This window comes from Comamonas sp. JNW, from assembly GCF_003105075.1.
Lineage (GTDB): Bacteria > Pseudomonadota > Gammaproteobacteria > Burkholderiales > Burkholderiaceae_C > Comamonas > Comamonas squillarum.
In genome coordinates this window covers 18932-31593 of record NZ_QETI01000012.1, presented here as the reverse complement: position 1 = coordinate 31593, position 12662 = coordinate 18932, and the positions used below count along the sequence as shown (strand labels likewise).

Annotated in this window: 13 protein-coding genes; 5 read left to right on the top strand and 8 right to left on the bottom strand. The window is 64.8% G+C overall.

Annotation, left to right across the window (positions count from 1 at the left end):
- Positions 1-8: 8 nt before the first annotated feature.
- From DCO45_RS16775 to DCO45_RS16760, 4 genes are all read right to left on the bottom strand, one after another.
- On the bottom strand, positions 9-722 hold the full coding sequence (locus DCO45_RS16775; RefSeq protein ID WP_116926887.1) for an ABC transporter permease subunit: 714 nt from the start codon (positions 720-722) through the stop codon (positions 9-11).
- Positions 719-1405, bottom strand: coding sequence for an ABC transporter permease (locus DCO45_RS16770; RefSeq protein WP_116926886.1), 687 nt, complete (start codon positions 1403-1405; stop codon positions 719-721). The genes DCO45_RS16775 and DCO45_RS16770 overlap by 4 nt, the downstream gene beginning before the upstream one ends.
- Positions 1406-1616: 211 nt before the next feature.
- Positions 1617-2378, bottom strand: a complete 762-nt coding sequence (locus tag DCO45_RS16765) for a transporter substrate-binding domain-containing protein (RefSeq protein ID WP_116926885.1) — start codon at positions 2376-2378, stop codon at positions 1617-1619.
- Between the two features lie 281 nt (positions 2379-2659).
- Entirely contained in the window at positions 2660-3166 is a 507-nt protein-coding gene (locus tag DCO45_RS16760) for a hypothetical protein (protein ID WP_116926884.1), read from the bottom strand.
- Positions 3167-3551: 385 nt separating this feature from the next.
- Between DCO45_RS16760 and DCO45_RS16755 the strand changes: the two genes are divergently transcribed.
- The 3 genes from DCO45_RS16755 to DCO45_RS16745 all read left to right on the top strand — a co-directional run bounded on the left by DCO45_RS16755 (position 3552) and on the right by DCO45_RS16745 (position 7961).
- The gene (locus DCO45_RS16755) at positions 3552-5096 is read left to right on the top strand and encodes an acetolactate synthase large subunit (RefSeq protein WP_116926883.1); all 1545 of its coding nucleotides are present in this window, start codon (positions 3552-3554) and stop codon (positions 5094-5096) included.
- A gap of 49 nt (positions 5097-5145) precedes the next feature.
- The gene (locus tag DCO45_RS16750; protein ID WP_116926882.1) at positions 5146-5583 is read left to right on the top strand and encodes a DUF2946 family protein; all 438 of its coding nucleotides are present in this window, start codon (positions 5146-5148) and stop codon (positions 5581-5583) included.
- Between the two features lie 281 nt (positions 5584-5864).
- Complete coding sequence (locus DCO45_RS16745; RefSeq protein ID WP_116926986.1) at positions 5865-7961, top strand: TonB-dependent copper receptor; 2097 nt, start codon at positions 5865-5867, stop codon at positions 7959-7961.
- A gap of 57 nt (positions 7962-8018) precedes the next feature.
- Here the strand turns inward: DCO45_RS16745 and DCO45_RS16740 are convergent, their stop codons facing one another.
- Together DCO45_RS16740 and DCO45_RS16735 are read right to left on the bottom strand one after the other, a co-directional pair.
- On the bottom strand, positions 8019-8489 hold the full coding sequence (locus tag DCO45_RS16740) for a CopD family protein (protein ID WP_116926881.1): 471 nt from the start codon (positions 8487-8489) through the stop codon (positions 8019-8021).
- A 203-nt stretch (positions 8490-8692) separates the two neighbouring features.
- A complete protein-coding gene (locus tag DCO45_RS16735; RefSeq protein ID WP_116926985.1) occupies positions 8693-9190 on the bottom strand; it encodes an NAD(P)H-dependent oxidoreductase in 498 nt (165 codons plus the stop codon).
- A gap of 120 nt (positions 9191-9310) precedes the next feature.
- Between DCO45_RS16735 and DCO45_RS16730 the strand changes: the two genes are divergently transcribed.
- Positions 9311-9736, top strand: a complete 426-nt coding sequence (locus tag DCO45_RS16730) for a PaaI family thioesterase (RefSeq protein WP_116926880.1) — start codon at positions 9311-9313, stop codon at positions 9734-9736.
- A gap of 56 nt (positions 9737-9792) precedes the next feature.
- On the opposite strand, the gene DCO45_RS16725 is transcribed toward DCO45_RS16730, so the two are convergent.
- Entirely contained in the window at positions 9793-10581 is a 789-nt protein-coding gene (locus DCO45_RS16725; protein WP_116926879.1) for an enoyl-CoA hydratase/isomerase family protein, read from the bottom strand.
- A gap of 55 nt (positions 10582-10636) precedes the next feature.
- A complete protein-coding gene (locus DCO45_RS16720; protein ID WP_116926878.1) occupies positions 10637-11626 on the bottom strand; it encodes a tripartite tricarboxylate transporter substrate binding protein in 990 nt (329 codons plus the stop codon).
- Positions 11627-11840: 214 nt separating this feature from the next.
- Here DCO45_RS16720 and DCO45_RS16715 point away from each other — a divergent pair, with 214 nt between their 5' ends.
- Positions 11841-12635 (top strand): crotonase/enoyl-CoA hydratase family protein, encoded by a 795-nt coding sequence (locus DCO45_RS16715; protein WP_116926877.1) that lies wholly within the window; start codon positions 11841-11843, stop codon positions 12633-12635.
- Positions 12636-12662: the final 27 nt, after the last annotated feature.

Sequence of the window (12662 nt, the reverse complement as noted above, 5' to 3'; positions counted from 1 at the left end):
CGAATGTCTTAGGCCTTGCGCGGGGCCAGATAGCCCAGGAAACGGCGCTCGGCGAGGCGGAAGATGCCAATCAGGATAAAGGTGATGCTCAGGTAGATGGCAGCTGCCGCGATATAGGCTTCAAACGGCAGGTAGTAGTCCGAGTACACCCGGCTGGCAGCGCCGGTCAGGTCCACCAGCGACGGCACGGTCGAGGCCAGGCTGGTCGAATGCAGCATCATCACCACCTCGTTGCTGTAGGCGGGCAGGGTGCGGCGGATGGCGCTGGGCATCACGATGCGGCGCATCAGCTGCCAGCGGCTCATGCCCATCGCGCGGGCCGCTTCGACTTCGCCCTTGTAGGTCTCGCGGATCGAGCCGGCGAGCATCTCGGCGGTGTAGGCCGCGTTGTTCAAGGTGAAGGCGAGGAACGCGCAGAAGAACGGCTCCTTGAAGTAGGTCCAGGGCCAGATCGCATCCCAGCGCGCCTGCACCCATTCGAGCTGCGAGAAGCCGTAGTAGATCAGGTAGACCTGGATCAGCAGCGGCGTGCCGCGCATGAAATAGGTAAAGGCGCCCACCGTTTTGCGCAGCAGCCAGGAGCGGCTGACCAGCGCGAGCGCGCCCAGCAGCGCCAGCACAGCGCCAATGGCCAGGCTGGACAGCAGTAGCTTGAGGGTGGTGACCAGGCCCTCGCCGTACAGCGCAATCGTGTCGGGCTGAAAAATGACGTCCCAGTTCATAGCTGCACCTTTTCGGTTCCCAAGCTGTAGCGGGCATTGAGGCGGCCCAGCGCCCACAGTGATACCGATGTGTAGACGAGGTACAGCGCAGCGGTGAAGAGGAAGAAGATAAAGGGCTCGCGCGCAGCGGCGCTGGCCTGCTTGGCCAGGTAGGTCATGTCTTGCAGGCCGATCAGGCTGACCAGCGCGGTGGCCTTGATCAGCACCAGCCAGTTATTGGTAAAGCCGGGCAGGGCATAGCGCACCATCTGCGGCAGGGTGATGCGAAAGAAGGTCTTGACCGGACTCATGCCGAAGGCCCAGGCCGCTTCCATCTGGCCCTTGGGGATGGCCAGGATCGCGCCCCGGAAGGTTTCGGTCATGTAGGCGCCGTAGATAAAGCCGATCGTGAACGAGCCGGCCACAAAGGGGTTGAGGTCGACCGAGCTTTCGCTGCCCATCTTCTCGAGCAAGGTATTGAGGCCGATGGCGCCGCCGTAGAAGATCAGCAGCATCATCACCAGCTCAGGGATGCCGCGCACGATGGAGGTGTAGACCGTCGCCAGCACCACCAGCGGGCGGCGGCCCGACAGCTTGGCACTGGCACCCAGCAGGCCCAGCACGGTGGCAATGGCCGCTGATGCCAGTGAGACCGCTACCGTCAGCAGCGAGCCCATCAGGATCGATTGAAAGTAATCACTCATATTTTTTGGCCTTGGGCGCCGGGATCGCGTTGTGCAATCGGGCCCATCGGTGGCCTGGTGTTGCCTTGGGTGGGCGCTGCAAAAAGGCCTGGCACCATGGAATTGCGGCGCGATTCATCCAGTATGAAGACTCTGGAGCAGCGCGCCGCTTGGTGTTAGCCCTGATCGAGGACGCGGGTGGCGCTAGGCGCGCCACCGCGTTTTGCAAAGATCAGTTGCCGTAGGGGTCGAAATCGAAGTACTTCTTGGCAATCGTGGCATAGGTGCCATTGCTGCGGATGGTCTTGATCGCTTCGTTGATCTGCTTTTTCAGGTCGCCCTGGTTCTTGCGCAGCGCAATGCCGATGCCATCACCGTAGTACTTGGTCTCGTACTGGTCCGGGCCCTTGTAGCCGTAGTCAGCGCCTTCGGGCTTGCGCAGGAAGCCGCCGTTGACTTCGACCTTGTCAGCCACGGTGCCGTCGAGGCGGCCGGACTTGATGTCCAGGTAGACCTGGTCCTGGGCTTCATAAGGCACGATGGTCGCGCCTGCGGGCTTGAGCTCGCCATTGGCCCACTTCTCTTGGGTCGAGCCCTTGAGCACGCCGATCTTCAGGCCCTTGGCCGAAGCCGGGCCCTTGTATTCCACGCTTTTCTTCAGCACCACGGCGCTGGGCGTCTTGTAGTAGCGGTCGCTGAAATCGACCACGCGGCGGCGCTCGTCGGTCATCGACATGGAGCTGACGATGACGTCGTATTTCTTGGCTTGCAGGCCGGGGATCATGCTGTCCCAGACTTGCTCGACGAACACGCACTTGCGCTTGATCTGCTCGCACACCGCCTTGGCGATGTCCACGTCAAAACCGGTGACTTCGCCTTGGGGCGTCTTGTAGGTAAACGGTTCGTAGGTCGGGTCGACAGCTACTTTCAGGTCTGCAGCAAAAGCAGGGGCGGCGATAGCGGCCACTGCCAGTGCGATCAAGGTTTTACGCATAGTGAATCCTCGGATCCGAATGTTGATAAGGTGGCTAGCATGCTAGTGCTTTTGCTGCCCGCCGTCGGGGTCTGATATCGGCTTGTGGCGACCCGGCGACAGCTCTGCGCTGTGCTTTGTGGCAAAGCGGCGAGCTTGTGCGCATTATCACCAGCCTAAACGGCCATTGAGCGCAAAAATCGACGTTGAAGCGTCAATTTTTACGCCCTATCCAGGGAAACACTAATAAGTATGGGTTGTGACGGTCGATTTGATCGTCTATTTTGTCGAAACGTCCGCGCTTACTTCTTCCAGTAGCCTGGGCGAATCAGCAGACTGTGGACGCGGTAGGGCGCCTTTTCCTCAATGCCGATGTCCATCGGCACATAGGCCTTGTCGCACTGCAGCAGGTAGCTGGTGATGTAAGGGGTGGGGCTGGTCATCTGCGCGCCGACCTTGCAGCTGCCCACGCTTTGGTGCACGTCGTTGAACACCTGCTTCATCTGGTCGGCCGTGACCTGCTTGTTGAAGTCTTCGGTGAAAGTCTTGGCATCGGGCACGGCGGCCTTGCCTTCAAAGGCGGCGAGGAGCGCCTGGAAACGCTGGGCCAGCGCCTTTTCAGCAGCCGGGTTGGGCGCAGGGGCCTGGGGCGCTGCCTCGGCTGCGGGCGGCGTGGCTGCCGCTGCTGGGTTGGCCGCTCCCTGGCTGCTTTGGGCTTGGGCCGCCAAAGCGGCGCAGGCCAGTGCGGTGGACAACAGGGCGTGGCGGGACATACGGTGCATGCGGGTTTCCTTGGTGTGGTTTTGCATCGGGCCATCCTAGGCGCAGTGGGCGCGCTGGTGGTAACACTTGGTGTTCAGTTGAAGGGGCTAAAAGTGGGGGCGGAGGGCCGTTTTCGGCGCCTGTCTCGCAGCCCAGAACGGGCGAGCCAAGCATCTTCATCGGATGCCGCTCTGCGTGGACCTCTACTGTGGCGCGCGGCCGGCCAAGGTGGGGCCATCCGATGCCGTAAGAGGGCTTGAGAATTGGCCTACATAGTGGTTCGATGCAAAACCGGGCAGACCCTGTGCCCATGCGCTTGTGCGGCACGCGGCCATGGCCCGGCCTGGCCCGCTTTCATCTTGGCGACCCGGTTTTTGCGCTGTTGCGGCTAAGGTGTCGCGCAGTGATAGGCAACCCCATAAGGACATAGAGATGAATGGCGCACACAGTCTGGTCAAGACTTTGCTGGCTGCAGGTGTGGATACCTGCTTTGCGAATCCCGGCACCAGCGAGATGCACTTTGTAGCAGCTTTGGACCAGATCCCCGGCATGCACTGCGTGCTGGGCCTGCAAGAGAACGTGGTCACCGGCATGGCCGATGGCTACTACCGCATCGCCCGCAAGCCCGCCTGCACCTTGCTGCACTGCGGCCCGGGCCTGGCCAATGGCCTGGCCAATTTGCACAATGCGCGCCGCGCGCGCAGCGGCATTGTCAATATCGTGGGCGACCAGGCCACCTACCACCGGCCCTTTGATGCGCCGTTGACGGCCGACACCGATGGCCTGGCGCGCGCCGTATCCGGCTGGGTGCATACCAGCACGCACAGTGCGGACCTGGGCCTGGATGCGGCGATGGCCGTGCGTGCGGCCTCCGCCTTTCCCGGGCAAATCGCCAGCCTGATCTTGCCGGCCAATGTTTCCTGGGACGAGGGCGGTGTGGTGGCGCAGCCGCTGCCCCTGCCTGCGCCGCCCGCAGTGGATGGCCATGCGATCGATGAAGTGGCAAAGCTGCTGCGCCAGGCGGGCGGCAAGGCCTTGATTCTGCTGTCGGGCGCGGCGGTGTTTGCGCCGGCCCAGGCGCTGGTGTGGCGGCTTGCGCAGGCCAGCGGCGCTGCCGTGCTGGCCGAGTACGGCGCTTCGCACCTGCAGCGCGGCCAGGGCCGCATGGCGCTGGAGCGGGTACCCTATGGCATGGAGGCCGCGATCAAGACCCTGGCCCGGTTTGAGCACATCATCTTGGTGGGCGCCAAGCCGCCGGTGGGCTTTTTTGCCTACCCCGGCCTGCCGTCGACCCAGTACCCTTCGAGCGCCCAGCTGCATGTGCTGACGCGCCCCGAGCAGGAGCCGCTGGCCGCGCTGCAAGCCCTGGTCGATGCGCTGCAGGCGCCGCAGGCCGCCATCCCCGATGCGGGCCCCCGGCCCGAGGCAGCGACTGGCGCGCCCACGCCCGAGGGCCTGGCGCGTACCGTGGCCGCGCTGATGCCCGAGGGCGCTATCGTCTCGGACGAGAGCATCTCCTACGGCCGGGGCTTTTACCCGCACACCCATGCCGCGCCGGCGCATGACTGGCTGCACCTGGCTGGCGGCGCGATTGGCGATGGCATGCCGGTGGCGACCGGCGCGGCCATTGGTGCGGGCAAGCAGCGCAGGGTGATCAATCTGCAGGCCGATGGCTCGGCGATGTATTCGCTGCAATCGCTGTGGACGCAGGCGCGTGAGCAGCTGCCTGTCACCACCATCGTGCTGAACAACAGCCGCTACAACATCCTGATTGGCGAATACAAGGGCGTGGGCGCCACGCCGGGCGCCACCGCCATGCAGATGCTGGACCTGGGCAACCCGTCGATTGGCTGGGTGAAGCTGGCCGAAGGCATGGGCGTGGAAGCGGCGCGCGCCACCAGCATGGAGGAGTGCGCCCAGCTGATGCAGGCCAGCTTTGCTAAATCCGGCCCGTTCTTGATTGAACTGATAATTTAATAAATTCTGAACATACAGGTTTGGAAGTCACCTACACTGCTGCCTGACCATGCTCCAACGCCTGCGCAGCCGCCCACGCTTTTCCGCCGTCATCACGGCGGTTTTTGCGTTGCTGCTGCTCGTGGCATCGGTGGCGGGCGTGCAGGTGCGAGTGCTGGCGCAGCCCATTGCTGCGGTGCTGGCGGCCGATGTCTGCAGCGTCAATGCGCCGGCGCTGGATGTGGCGCTGGCCCATGGCGACCACCAGACCTTGGATGATCTGCTGGCCGATGGCAGCGACAGCCATGGCAGCCACAGCGCGCACAGCGCCCATGGCGCTGATTGCGTGCTGTGTATCGCCATGGCGCTGCCACTGGCCTTTGCCGCCGATGTGCACCGGCCAGCGGCCCCTGCTTTCCACGCGCAGTGGCAGGCCCAGGCGGCGCACAACCCCCAGGCGCCGGGCGCACCGCTGCCCGCGCGCGGCCCACCTCCCGTCCTTGTCTAACGCACTTATGCCGCAGTGATGCTGCCGCTGCTCTCCGCGCCCATCGCGCGGGGAGGGCAGCCGCGCAACCTTGCGGCCCATGGGCCTCTTCGTCATGTCTGCTTTAGCCGCCTTCGCTGCGGCCGGCTGGGCATGGCTGCGAGTGCCTCCACCACATTGATGCAAGCCGCTGCGCCCTGCAGCGCTTGCTGCGAGAGACATTGATGACTTCCTTCTTTTTGGCAGCAGCGCCTGGACTGCGCCTGCCTGCCCCGCCACGCGCCCGCTTGCAGCGACCGCAGATGGCGCTATCCGCGCTGGTCTTGGCCACCAGCTCTGCCTGGGCGCAAAGCCCTGCTGCACCATCGCTACCTGCGGCCAGCGTGCCTGAGATCAGCCTGCAGGAGACCGAGGTGACAGCGGTGCATGAACACTCCCCACTGCAGGTGGTGGCCGATCCCAAGCAACCGCGCCAACCGGTGCCGGCGAGCGATGCGGCTGACTATCTCAAGAGCATTCCAGGCTTTTCGGCCATCCGCAGTGGCGGCTCCAACAGCGACCCGGTGTTCCGGGGCCAGTTTGGCTCACGCCTGCCGGTATTGACCAATGGGCAGACCTTGCTGGGTGCATGCCCGGCGCGCATGGATTCGCCCAGTTCCTATATCTCGCCCGAGACTTACGATGTGCTGACGGTGGTCAAAGGCCCGCAGACGGTGATCTGGGGGCCGGGTGCATCGGCCGGAGTGGTGCGCTTTGACCGCGAACGGCCCGAATTGGACAGCGGCCAGGTGCGCCTGTCTGCCAGCCTGCAAGGCGGCACCGCGGCGCGCAGCGACCAGAACATCGACCTGCTGGCCGGCAATGCCGCGTACTACCTGCGCCTCACGGCCAACCATTCGCAAAGCAAGGACTACCGCGACGGCGATGGCCAGCGCGTGCCCTCGCACTGGGACAAATGGAACACCGATGTCGCGCTTGGCTGGACGCCCGATGCCAACACCTGGCTGGAGCTGAGCGCGGGCCAAGGCGATGGCGAGGCGCGCTATGGCGGCCGGGGCATGGACGGCACCCAGTTCAAGCGCGAAAGCTATGGGCTGCGGCTGGAGAAAAAGAACCTGGGCGAGCGCTGGACCAAGCTGGAGGCGCAGCTGTACTACCACCGCGCCGACCATGTGATGGACAACTTCAGCCTGCGGCCCTTTGTGCCGGAAGGCGGCATGTCCATGCCGATGGCGGCCAATGTGCGGCGCACCACCACCGGCATGCGGGTCGCAAGCACCTGGCAACTGGGCCCGCACACCGAAGCGGTGCTGGGCGTGGATGCCATGGGCAGCCCGCACGACAGCCGATCGGGCACGGCCATGCAGTCCTACCGCAGCAAGCCCTGGGCGCGGGATGCCAAGTTCAGCAACCAGGGCCTGTTTGCGCAGGCCACGCAGCACCTGGGTAGTGAAGACAAGCTCGTCGCCGGCCTGCGGCTGGACCGCGCCCAGGCCTGGCGCACCCCCAGCAAAGGCGGTATGGGTGGCATGGATGGGATGGGTGATATGGGTGGTATGGCGGGCATGCAGGCCATGGCGGGCATGGATGGCAGCATGGCCGCCACGGCCAGCAACCACCGCGAGCGCAGCGCCATGCCCAGTGGCTTTCTGCGTTGGGAACGGGCCCGCGCCGATGGCAGCACGCTCTACGCCGGTATCGGCCATGTGCAGCGCTTCCCGGATTACTGGGAGCTGATATCGCCGAGCAACAGCGCAGCCGACAAGGGCGATGCCTTCAACCGCCTGCAGCCGGAGAAAACCACGCAGATCGATGTGGGCGCGAGCTGGAAGGGGGCGGACTGGCAGCTGTGGACCTCGGCCTATGTCGGCCAGGTGCAGGACTATCTGCTGTTTGACTATGCCGGCATGGCCGCCAACGTGCGCAATGTGCAGGCGCGCACCGCTGGTGCCGAGCTGGGTGGCAGCTACCGGCTGAGCCCCGGCCTGACCGCCCAGGCCACCCTGGCCTACAGCTGGGCCCGCAACCGCAGCGATGGCAAGCCGCTGCCGCAGATGCCGCCGCTCGAAGCCAAGCTGGGCCTGGACTATCGGCAAGGCCCCTGGAGCGCGGGCGCGCTGTGGCGCCTGGTTGCCGCGCAGCACCGCTATGCCAGCGGCCAGGGCAATGTCGTGGGCCAGGATCTGGGGCCCAGTGCTGGCTTTGGCGTGCTGTCGCTCAATGCCGGCTACAAGATCAGCGAGCAACTGCGCCTGACGGCCGGCATCGACAATGTCTTTGGCAAGACCTATGCCGAGCACCTGAACCTGGCTGGCAATGCGGGCTTTGGTTTCCCCGGTGGGGTGCGCATCCATGAGCCGGGTCGCACCTTGTGGCTGCGGGGCGACTTGAAGTTCTGAGGCAGGCCTGCGCTGCTGCCAGCCAGGTGCTGGCGGCGGCGCGCAGCTTTGTACCAGTTACAGTGGTACGCGCAAGAAAAGCACAATCACCACGCCCAGCGCCAGGTTCAGCGCGACGAGCTGGCGAATCTGGCCCAGGGCCTTGCCGCCTGCCGGCCAGTCCTGGGCGTTGACGGCGCGGTCCAGGCGCTTGAACAGCGCAAAGCGGATATGGCCAAACACGGCCATCATCGCCAGGCCCAGCACGGCCATCACCATCCAGGAGACGGGCATGCTGAATTTGGCACTGGCCTGCGCGGCCATCTGGTGGACCAGGCCCATCATGCCGATGCCCGACAGCAGCACGGCGGCGATGATGACCAGCACCACGGCAAAAAAGCGCCCCAGCACATCGCGCATCAGCATCAGGCGCTGAGGGGGTTCGAGCTGCTGCAGCGCAGGGCGCAGAAAGAAATGTGCAAAAGCCATGCCGCCCAGCCAGACGATGATGGACAACAGGTGCACGGTTTTGAGAATGATGTAGAGCATCGGGGGGCGCCGTTTAGTTTTGTGTGGGGATGCGCTATGGTACGCGCCAAGCCGCCCCGGCTGGGGATGCGGGCCTGCTTTGAGAGGCGCTAACATAGCCCAGCAAACCGAAGGTTTGCGGTTGAGACGAGGCTTCAAGCCGCAGACAGTACAGACGTACGGCAAGGCTTGAGAACGAAGTATCAAGGGTTATGTCAGTGACTCTAAAAAATACCCATGCTTAAACCTGCTGCCAAGGCTTCGCCCAGCTCGCGGCAGCGCTGCAGATCGTCTGCGCCAATCTGCTTGGTCGCCGCAATGGTCTCGGGCGTTTGGGCATGGGTGCAGACAATCAGCGGCTCGGCAATGGGCTTGAGCCGCCAGCCGGTTGCGATGCGGGCAATCTGCCTTGCCGCGTTGCTGCCATCGCTGCCAGCGCAGATGAGGGCGGCATAAGGCCGGCCCTCAATGCGGCCCAGCGCCGCGTAGTAGCAGCGGTCAAAAAAGTCCTTCATCAGCCCGCTCATCGCAGCCAAATTCTCGGGGCAGACAAACAGGTAGCCGCTGGCGGCCAGCACATTGGCAGGCCCGGCATCGGGCGCGCACAGCAGGCGCACTTGCACACCCGGCTGGCTGGCCGCACCGGCGTGCGCGGCCTCGGCCATCTGGCGGCTGCCATCCGTGTGGCTGTGATAGACGATCAGGAGTTGGGGACTGTCCATGGCTGCAAGCATAGTGGCAAAGGCAGCTGTCATGTGCAGGACGCAGGGCTGCACCATCAGTTGCGCTGCATGCTAGATTGGCTGATCGCTATCGAGGCTTGGCCACAAAGGCATACCACCATGAACGCAGTGTTTGAACGCATCTCCACCAGCTTCCATGCCCAAGGGCTGATGCAGACCCTGGGCGCGAGCCTGCTGTCCGTGCAGCCGGGGGAGGTGCAGATTGCGCTGCCCTACCAAAAGGCGCTGTCGCAGCAGCATGGTTTTTTGCATGCCGGCGCCGTCAGCAGCGTGGTGGACAGCGCGGCAGGCTATGCGGCGCTGACGGTGGCGGCCCAGGGCTATGAGGTGGTCACGGCCGAGTTCAAGATCAACCTGATGCGCCCGGCGATTGGCGAGCGCTTTGTCGCCATTGGCAAGGTGGTGAACGCCGGCAAGCTGCTGACGGTGTGCAGCGGCGAGGTGCTGGCCTATGGCGCAGATGCGGCAGTGCCACCCAAGGTAGTGGCGCTGCTGCAGGCGACGATTGTCAATGTGAAGTACTGATCTGACGCACCAGCAGCCCACCAGGGCTGCTGCAGCTGCGCCTTCCGATCACGTGCTCAGTCCTGCCACTGGAACAGCGGCGGCTGCTTGGCTACAAAGCGGGCAATGGCCTCCTGGTGGAAGGCGCTTTCGCGGCACAGCGTCTGGGCCAGCGCTTCTTGCTGGTAGATCTCGTCGCGCTGGGTCTCAAAGGCGCGGTTCATCACGCGTTTGGTGTAGCCCATGGCCTCGGTCGGTGCGCTGGCAAAGCGCTCGGCAAAGGCCAGGGCGTCGGCCAGCACGTCTTCGCTGGTGATCTTGTAGACCATGCCCATCTGCTGCGCCTCGGGGGCGGCGACGACGCGGGCCGTGAAGGCCAGCTCCTTGGCCGCTTGCAGGCCCACCAGGCGCGGCAGCAAATACATGCCGGCCAGATCGGGCACAAAGCCGATCTTGGCAAACACGCAGCAGAACTTGGCAGACGGTGCGGCCAGCACAAAATCGCCTGCCAGGGCCAGCGACAGGCCGGCGCCAAAGGCGCTGCCCTGCACGGCGGTGATGACGGGCTTTTCCATGTCCAGCAGCTCGTCAAACCAGCGGTGCAGGCCCAGCATGCGGTTGCGGCTGTCAAACACATCCTGCTTGCCGGCAACGGCCGCTTGCATGCTCTTGATATCGCCGCCGGCGCAGAAATGGCCGCCGGCCCCCGTCAGCACCACGGCCTTGATCGCGCGGTCATCGCGCACCTGTGGGATCAGGCGGGTGAAATCCTCGCGCATCTGCTCGTCGAGCGCATTGCGGGCCTGGGGGCGGTTCATCGTCAGCACGGCGGTGGTGCCATGCATGCTCAGGGTCAGGGCGGTCATATCAGTCGGTTTTCAACAATAAAACGGTAAGGCAAGCCAGCGGCGGGAGCGGGGGCTATTCGGCGCGGATACCCAGCTTTTGGGCCACCGGTATCCAGCGTTCGCGCTCGGAGGCCACAAACTGCCCCCATTCTGCGGTGCTGCCCGCAATCGGCTGCGCACCTATGCGACGCAGGCGCTCTTGCACCTCAGGCTTGGCCAGGGACTGGTTGATGGCGCGGGCCATGCGCGCCACCGCGTCAGCGGGCGTGCCGCTGCGGGCCACCACGCCAAACCAGGCGCTCGCCTCGGTATCGCCAAAGCCCAGCTCGGCCAGGGTAGGCACCTGGGGCAGTGCTGCAAAACGCTGCTTGTCCAGAATCGCCAGTGGCACAATGCGCCCGCCAATGGCCTGCTGCATGCAGGAGGGCAGCGCGTCGAACATGATGTCCACATTGCCGCCCATCATGCTGGTGATGGCCGGTGCACTGCCGGAAAACGGCACATGCGTCACCTGAAAACCCATGCGCTCGGCGGCATATTCGCCCGCCAGGTGGGTGATGTTGCCGCTGCCGGCCGACCCCATGCTGAGCGTCTTGCCCTGGCGCTGCGCCTGCTGGGCGAGCGTGATCAGCGCGCGCAGATCGCTGGCGCCCAGGTCCTTGCGGGTGACCAGTAGCAAAGGCGCCTTGCCCAGGCCCGCGACAGGCACAAAATCCTTGACCGGGTCATAGCTCATCTTGGCGTAGATGGCGCTGTTGATGACCAGCGGCGCATTGGAGCCGACAAAGAAGGTGAGCCCATCGGCGGGGGCGCGCAGCGCGGTCTCGGCCGCAATCATGCCGGCGGCGCCGGCCTTGTTCTCGATGACGATGGGCTGCCCTGTGCTTTGGCCCACATCCTGGGCCACGATGCGGGTGATCTGGTCGGCGGCGCCGCCTGCGGGGTAGGGCACGACCCAGCGCAAGGGGGCATCGGCCGCGCGTGCCAGCCAGGGGCTGGCCAGGCTGGCGGCTGCGCCCCATTGCACAAGACGGTGGTGGAACTGGCGTCGGGATACGGGCATCAACTGTCTCCTAGGCAGCATGTAGTTATCGGCATGTGGGGCGCTGCCTGCCCCAGCATCCATGCAGGCTAGGGCCGTTTTTGGGCAGCGTCCAATACCAAATTGCACTCAGCTGATATGCAGGCGCATGCGGGCTTTCCTCGTATGCTGTCCAGCGCATAACCTGCGCAGCGACGAGCGCATCGAGACCTACCCGGAACCAGGAGCCCTTTCCATGACTGCATTTTTGAAGTACGAACAGCAAGGCCATGTCGTTACCCTGACGATGAACCAGCCCGAGCGCCGCAATCCGCTGACCGGCAACACGGCGGTGGCGGAGATCCTGGCCGCCTGCGAGACCATTGCGGCCGACAGCAGCGTGCGGGCCGTCATCCTGACGGGCGAGGGCCCCGCGTTCTCGTCGGGTGGCGACATCAAGACCATGCAGCAGCAGTCCTTTGGCGATGTCGATGGCATGCGCATCCGCGATGACTACCGCCGTGGCATCCAGCGCCTGCCGCTGGCGCTGTTCAACCTGGAGGTGCCCACCATCGCGGCGATCAATGGAGCGGCGGTGGGCGCGGGCCTGGACCTGGCCTGCATGTGCGATCTGCGCGTGGCCTCGGACAAGGCCAAGTTTGCCGAGAGCTTTGTGAAGATGGGCATCATCCCCGGCGACGGCGGTGCCTGGCTGCTGCCCCGCGTGATCGGCATGGCGCGCGCGGCCGAGCTGTCGCTGACCGGCCGCATGATTGATGCCGCCACCGCCTTGCAGTGGGGCCTGGTCTCGCAGGTGGTGCCGCCCGAGGAATTGCTGAACGCCGCCAACGCCCTGGCCAGCGAGATTGCGGCCAACCCGCCCCAGGTCACCCGCATGACCAAGAAGCTGATGCGCGAAGGCATGCACCAGAGCCTGGCTTCGTTGCTGGAGCTGTCAGCCGCCTACCAGGCGCTGGCCCACCAGACGGCTGACCACCGCGAAGCGGTGACTGCCTTCTTGGAAAAGCGCACGCCTGCGTTTAAGGGCTAAGCAGTCCGTCTTCCTGGTCCGCGTTCC

What these genes read in the sequence shown, in the direction of transcription:
- DCO45_RS16730 (WP_116926880.1), top strand. Translation starts at nt 9,311, where the DNA reads ATGAACGCAGTGTTTGAACGCATCTCCACCAGCTTCCATGCCCAAGGG.
- DCO45_RS16740 (WP_116926881.1), bottom strand. Translation starts at nt 8,489, where the DNA reads ATGCTCTACATCATTCTCAAAACCGTGCACCTGTTGTCCATCATCGTC.
- DCO45_RS16775 (WP_116926887.1), bottom strand. Translation starts at nt 722, where the DNA reads ATGAACTGGGACGTCATTTTTCAGCCCGACACGATTGCGCTGTACGGC.
- DCO45_RS16725 (WP_116926879.1), bottom strand. Translation starts at nt 10,581, where the DNA reads ATGACCGCCCTGACCCTGAGCATGCATGGCACCACCGCCGTGCTGACG.
- DCO45_RS16745 (WP_116926986.1), top strand. Translation starts at nt 5,865, where the DNA reads ATGGCGCTATCCGCGCTGGTCTTGGCCACCAGCTCTGCCTGGGCGCAA.
- DCO45_RS16720 (WP_116926878.1), bottom strand. Translation starts at nt 11,626, where the DNA reads ATGCCCGTATCCCGACGCCAGTTCCACCACCGTCTTGTGCAATGGGGC.
- DCO45_RS16735 (WP_116926985.1), bottom strand. Translation starts at nt 9,190, where the DNA reads ATGGACAGTCCCCAACTCCTGATCGTCTATCACAGCCACACGGATGGC.
- DCO45_RS16770 (WP_116926886.1), bottom strand. Translation starts at nt 1,405, where the DNA reads ATGAGTGATTACTTTCAATCGATCCTGATGGGCTCGCTGCTGACGGTA.
- DCO45_RS16715 (WP_116926877.1), top strand. Translation starts at nt 11,841, where the DNA reads ATGACTGCATTTTTGAAGTACGAACAGCAAGGCCATGTCGTTACCCTG.
- DCO45_RS16750 (WP_116926882.1), top strand. Translation starts at nt 5,146, where the DNA reads ATGCTCCAACGCCTGCGCAGCCGCCCACGCTTTTCCGCCGTCATCACG.
- DCO45_RS16760 (WP_116926884.1), bottom strand. Translation starts at nt 3,166, where the DNA reads ATGCAAAACCACACCAAGGAAACCCGCATGCACCGTATGTCCCGCCAC.
- DCO45_RS16755 (WP_116926883.1), top strand. Translation starts at nt 3,552, where the DNA reads ATGAATGGCGCACACAGTCTGGTCAAGACTTTGCTGGCTGCAGGTGTG.
- DCO45_RS16765 (WP_116926885.1), bottom strand. Translation starts at nt 2,378, where the DNA reads ATGCGTAAAACCTTGATCGCACTGGCAGTGGCCGCTATCGCCGCCCCT.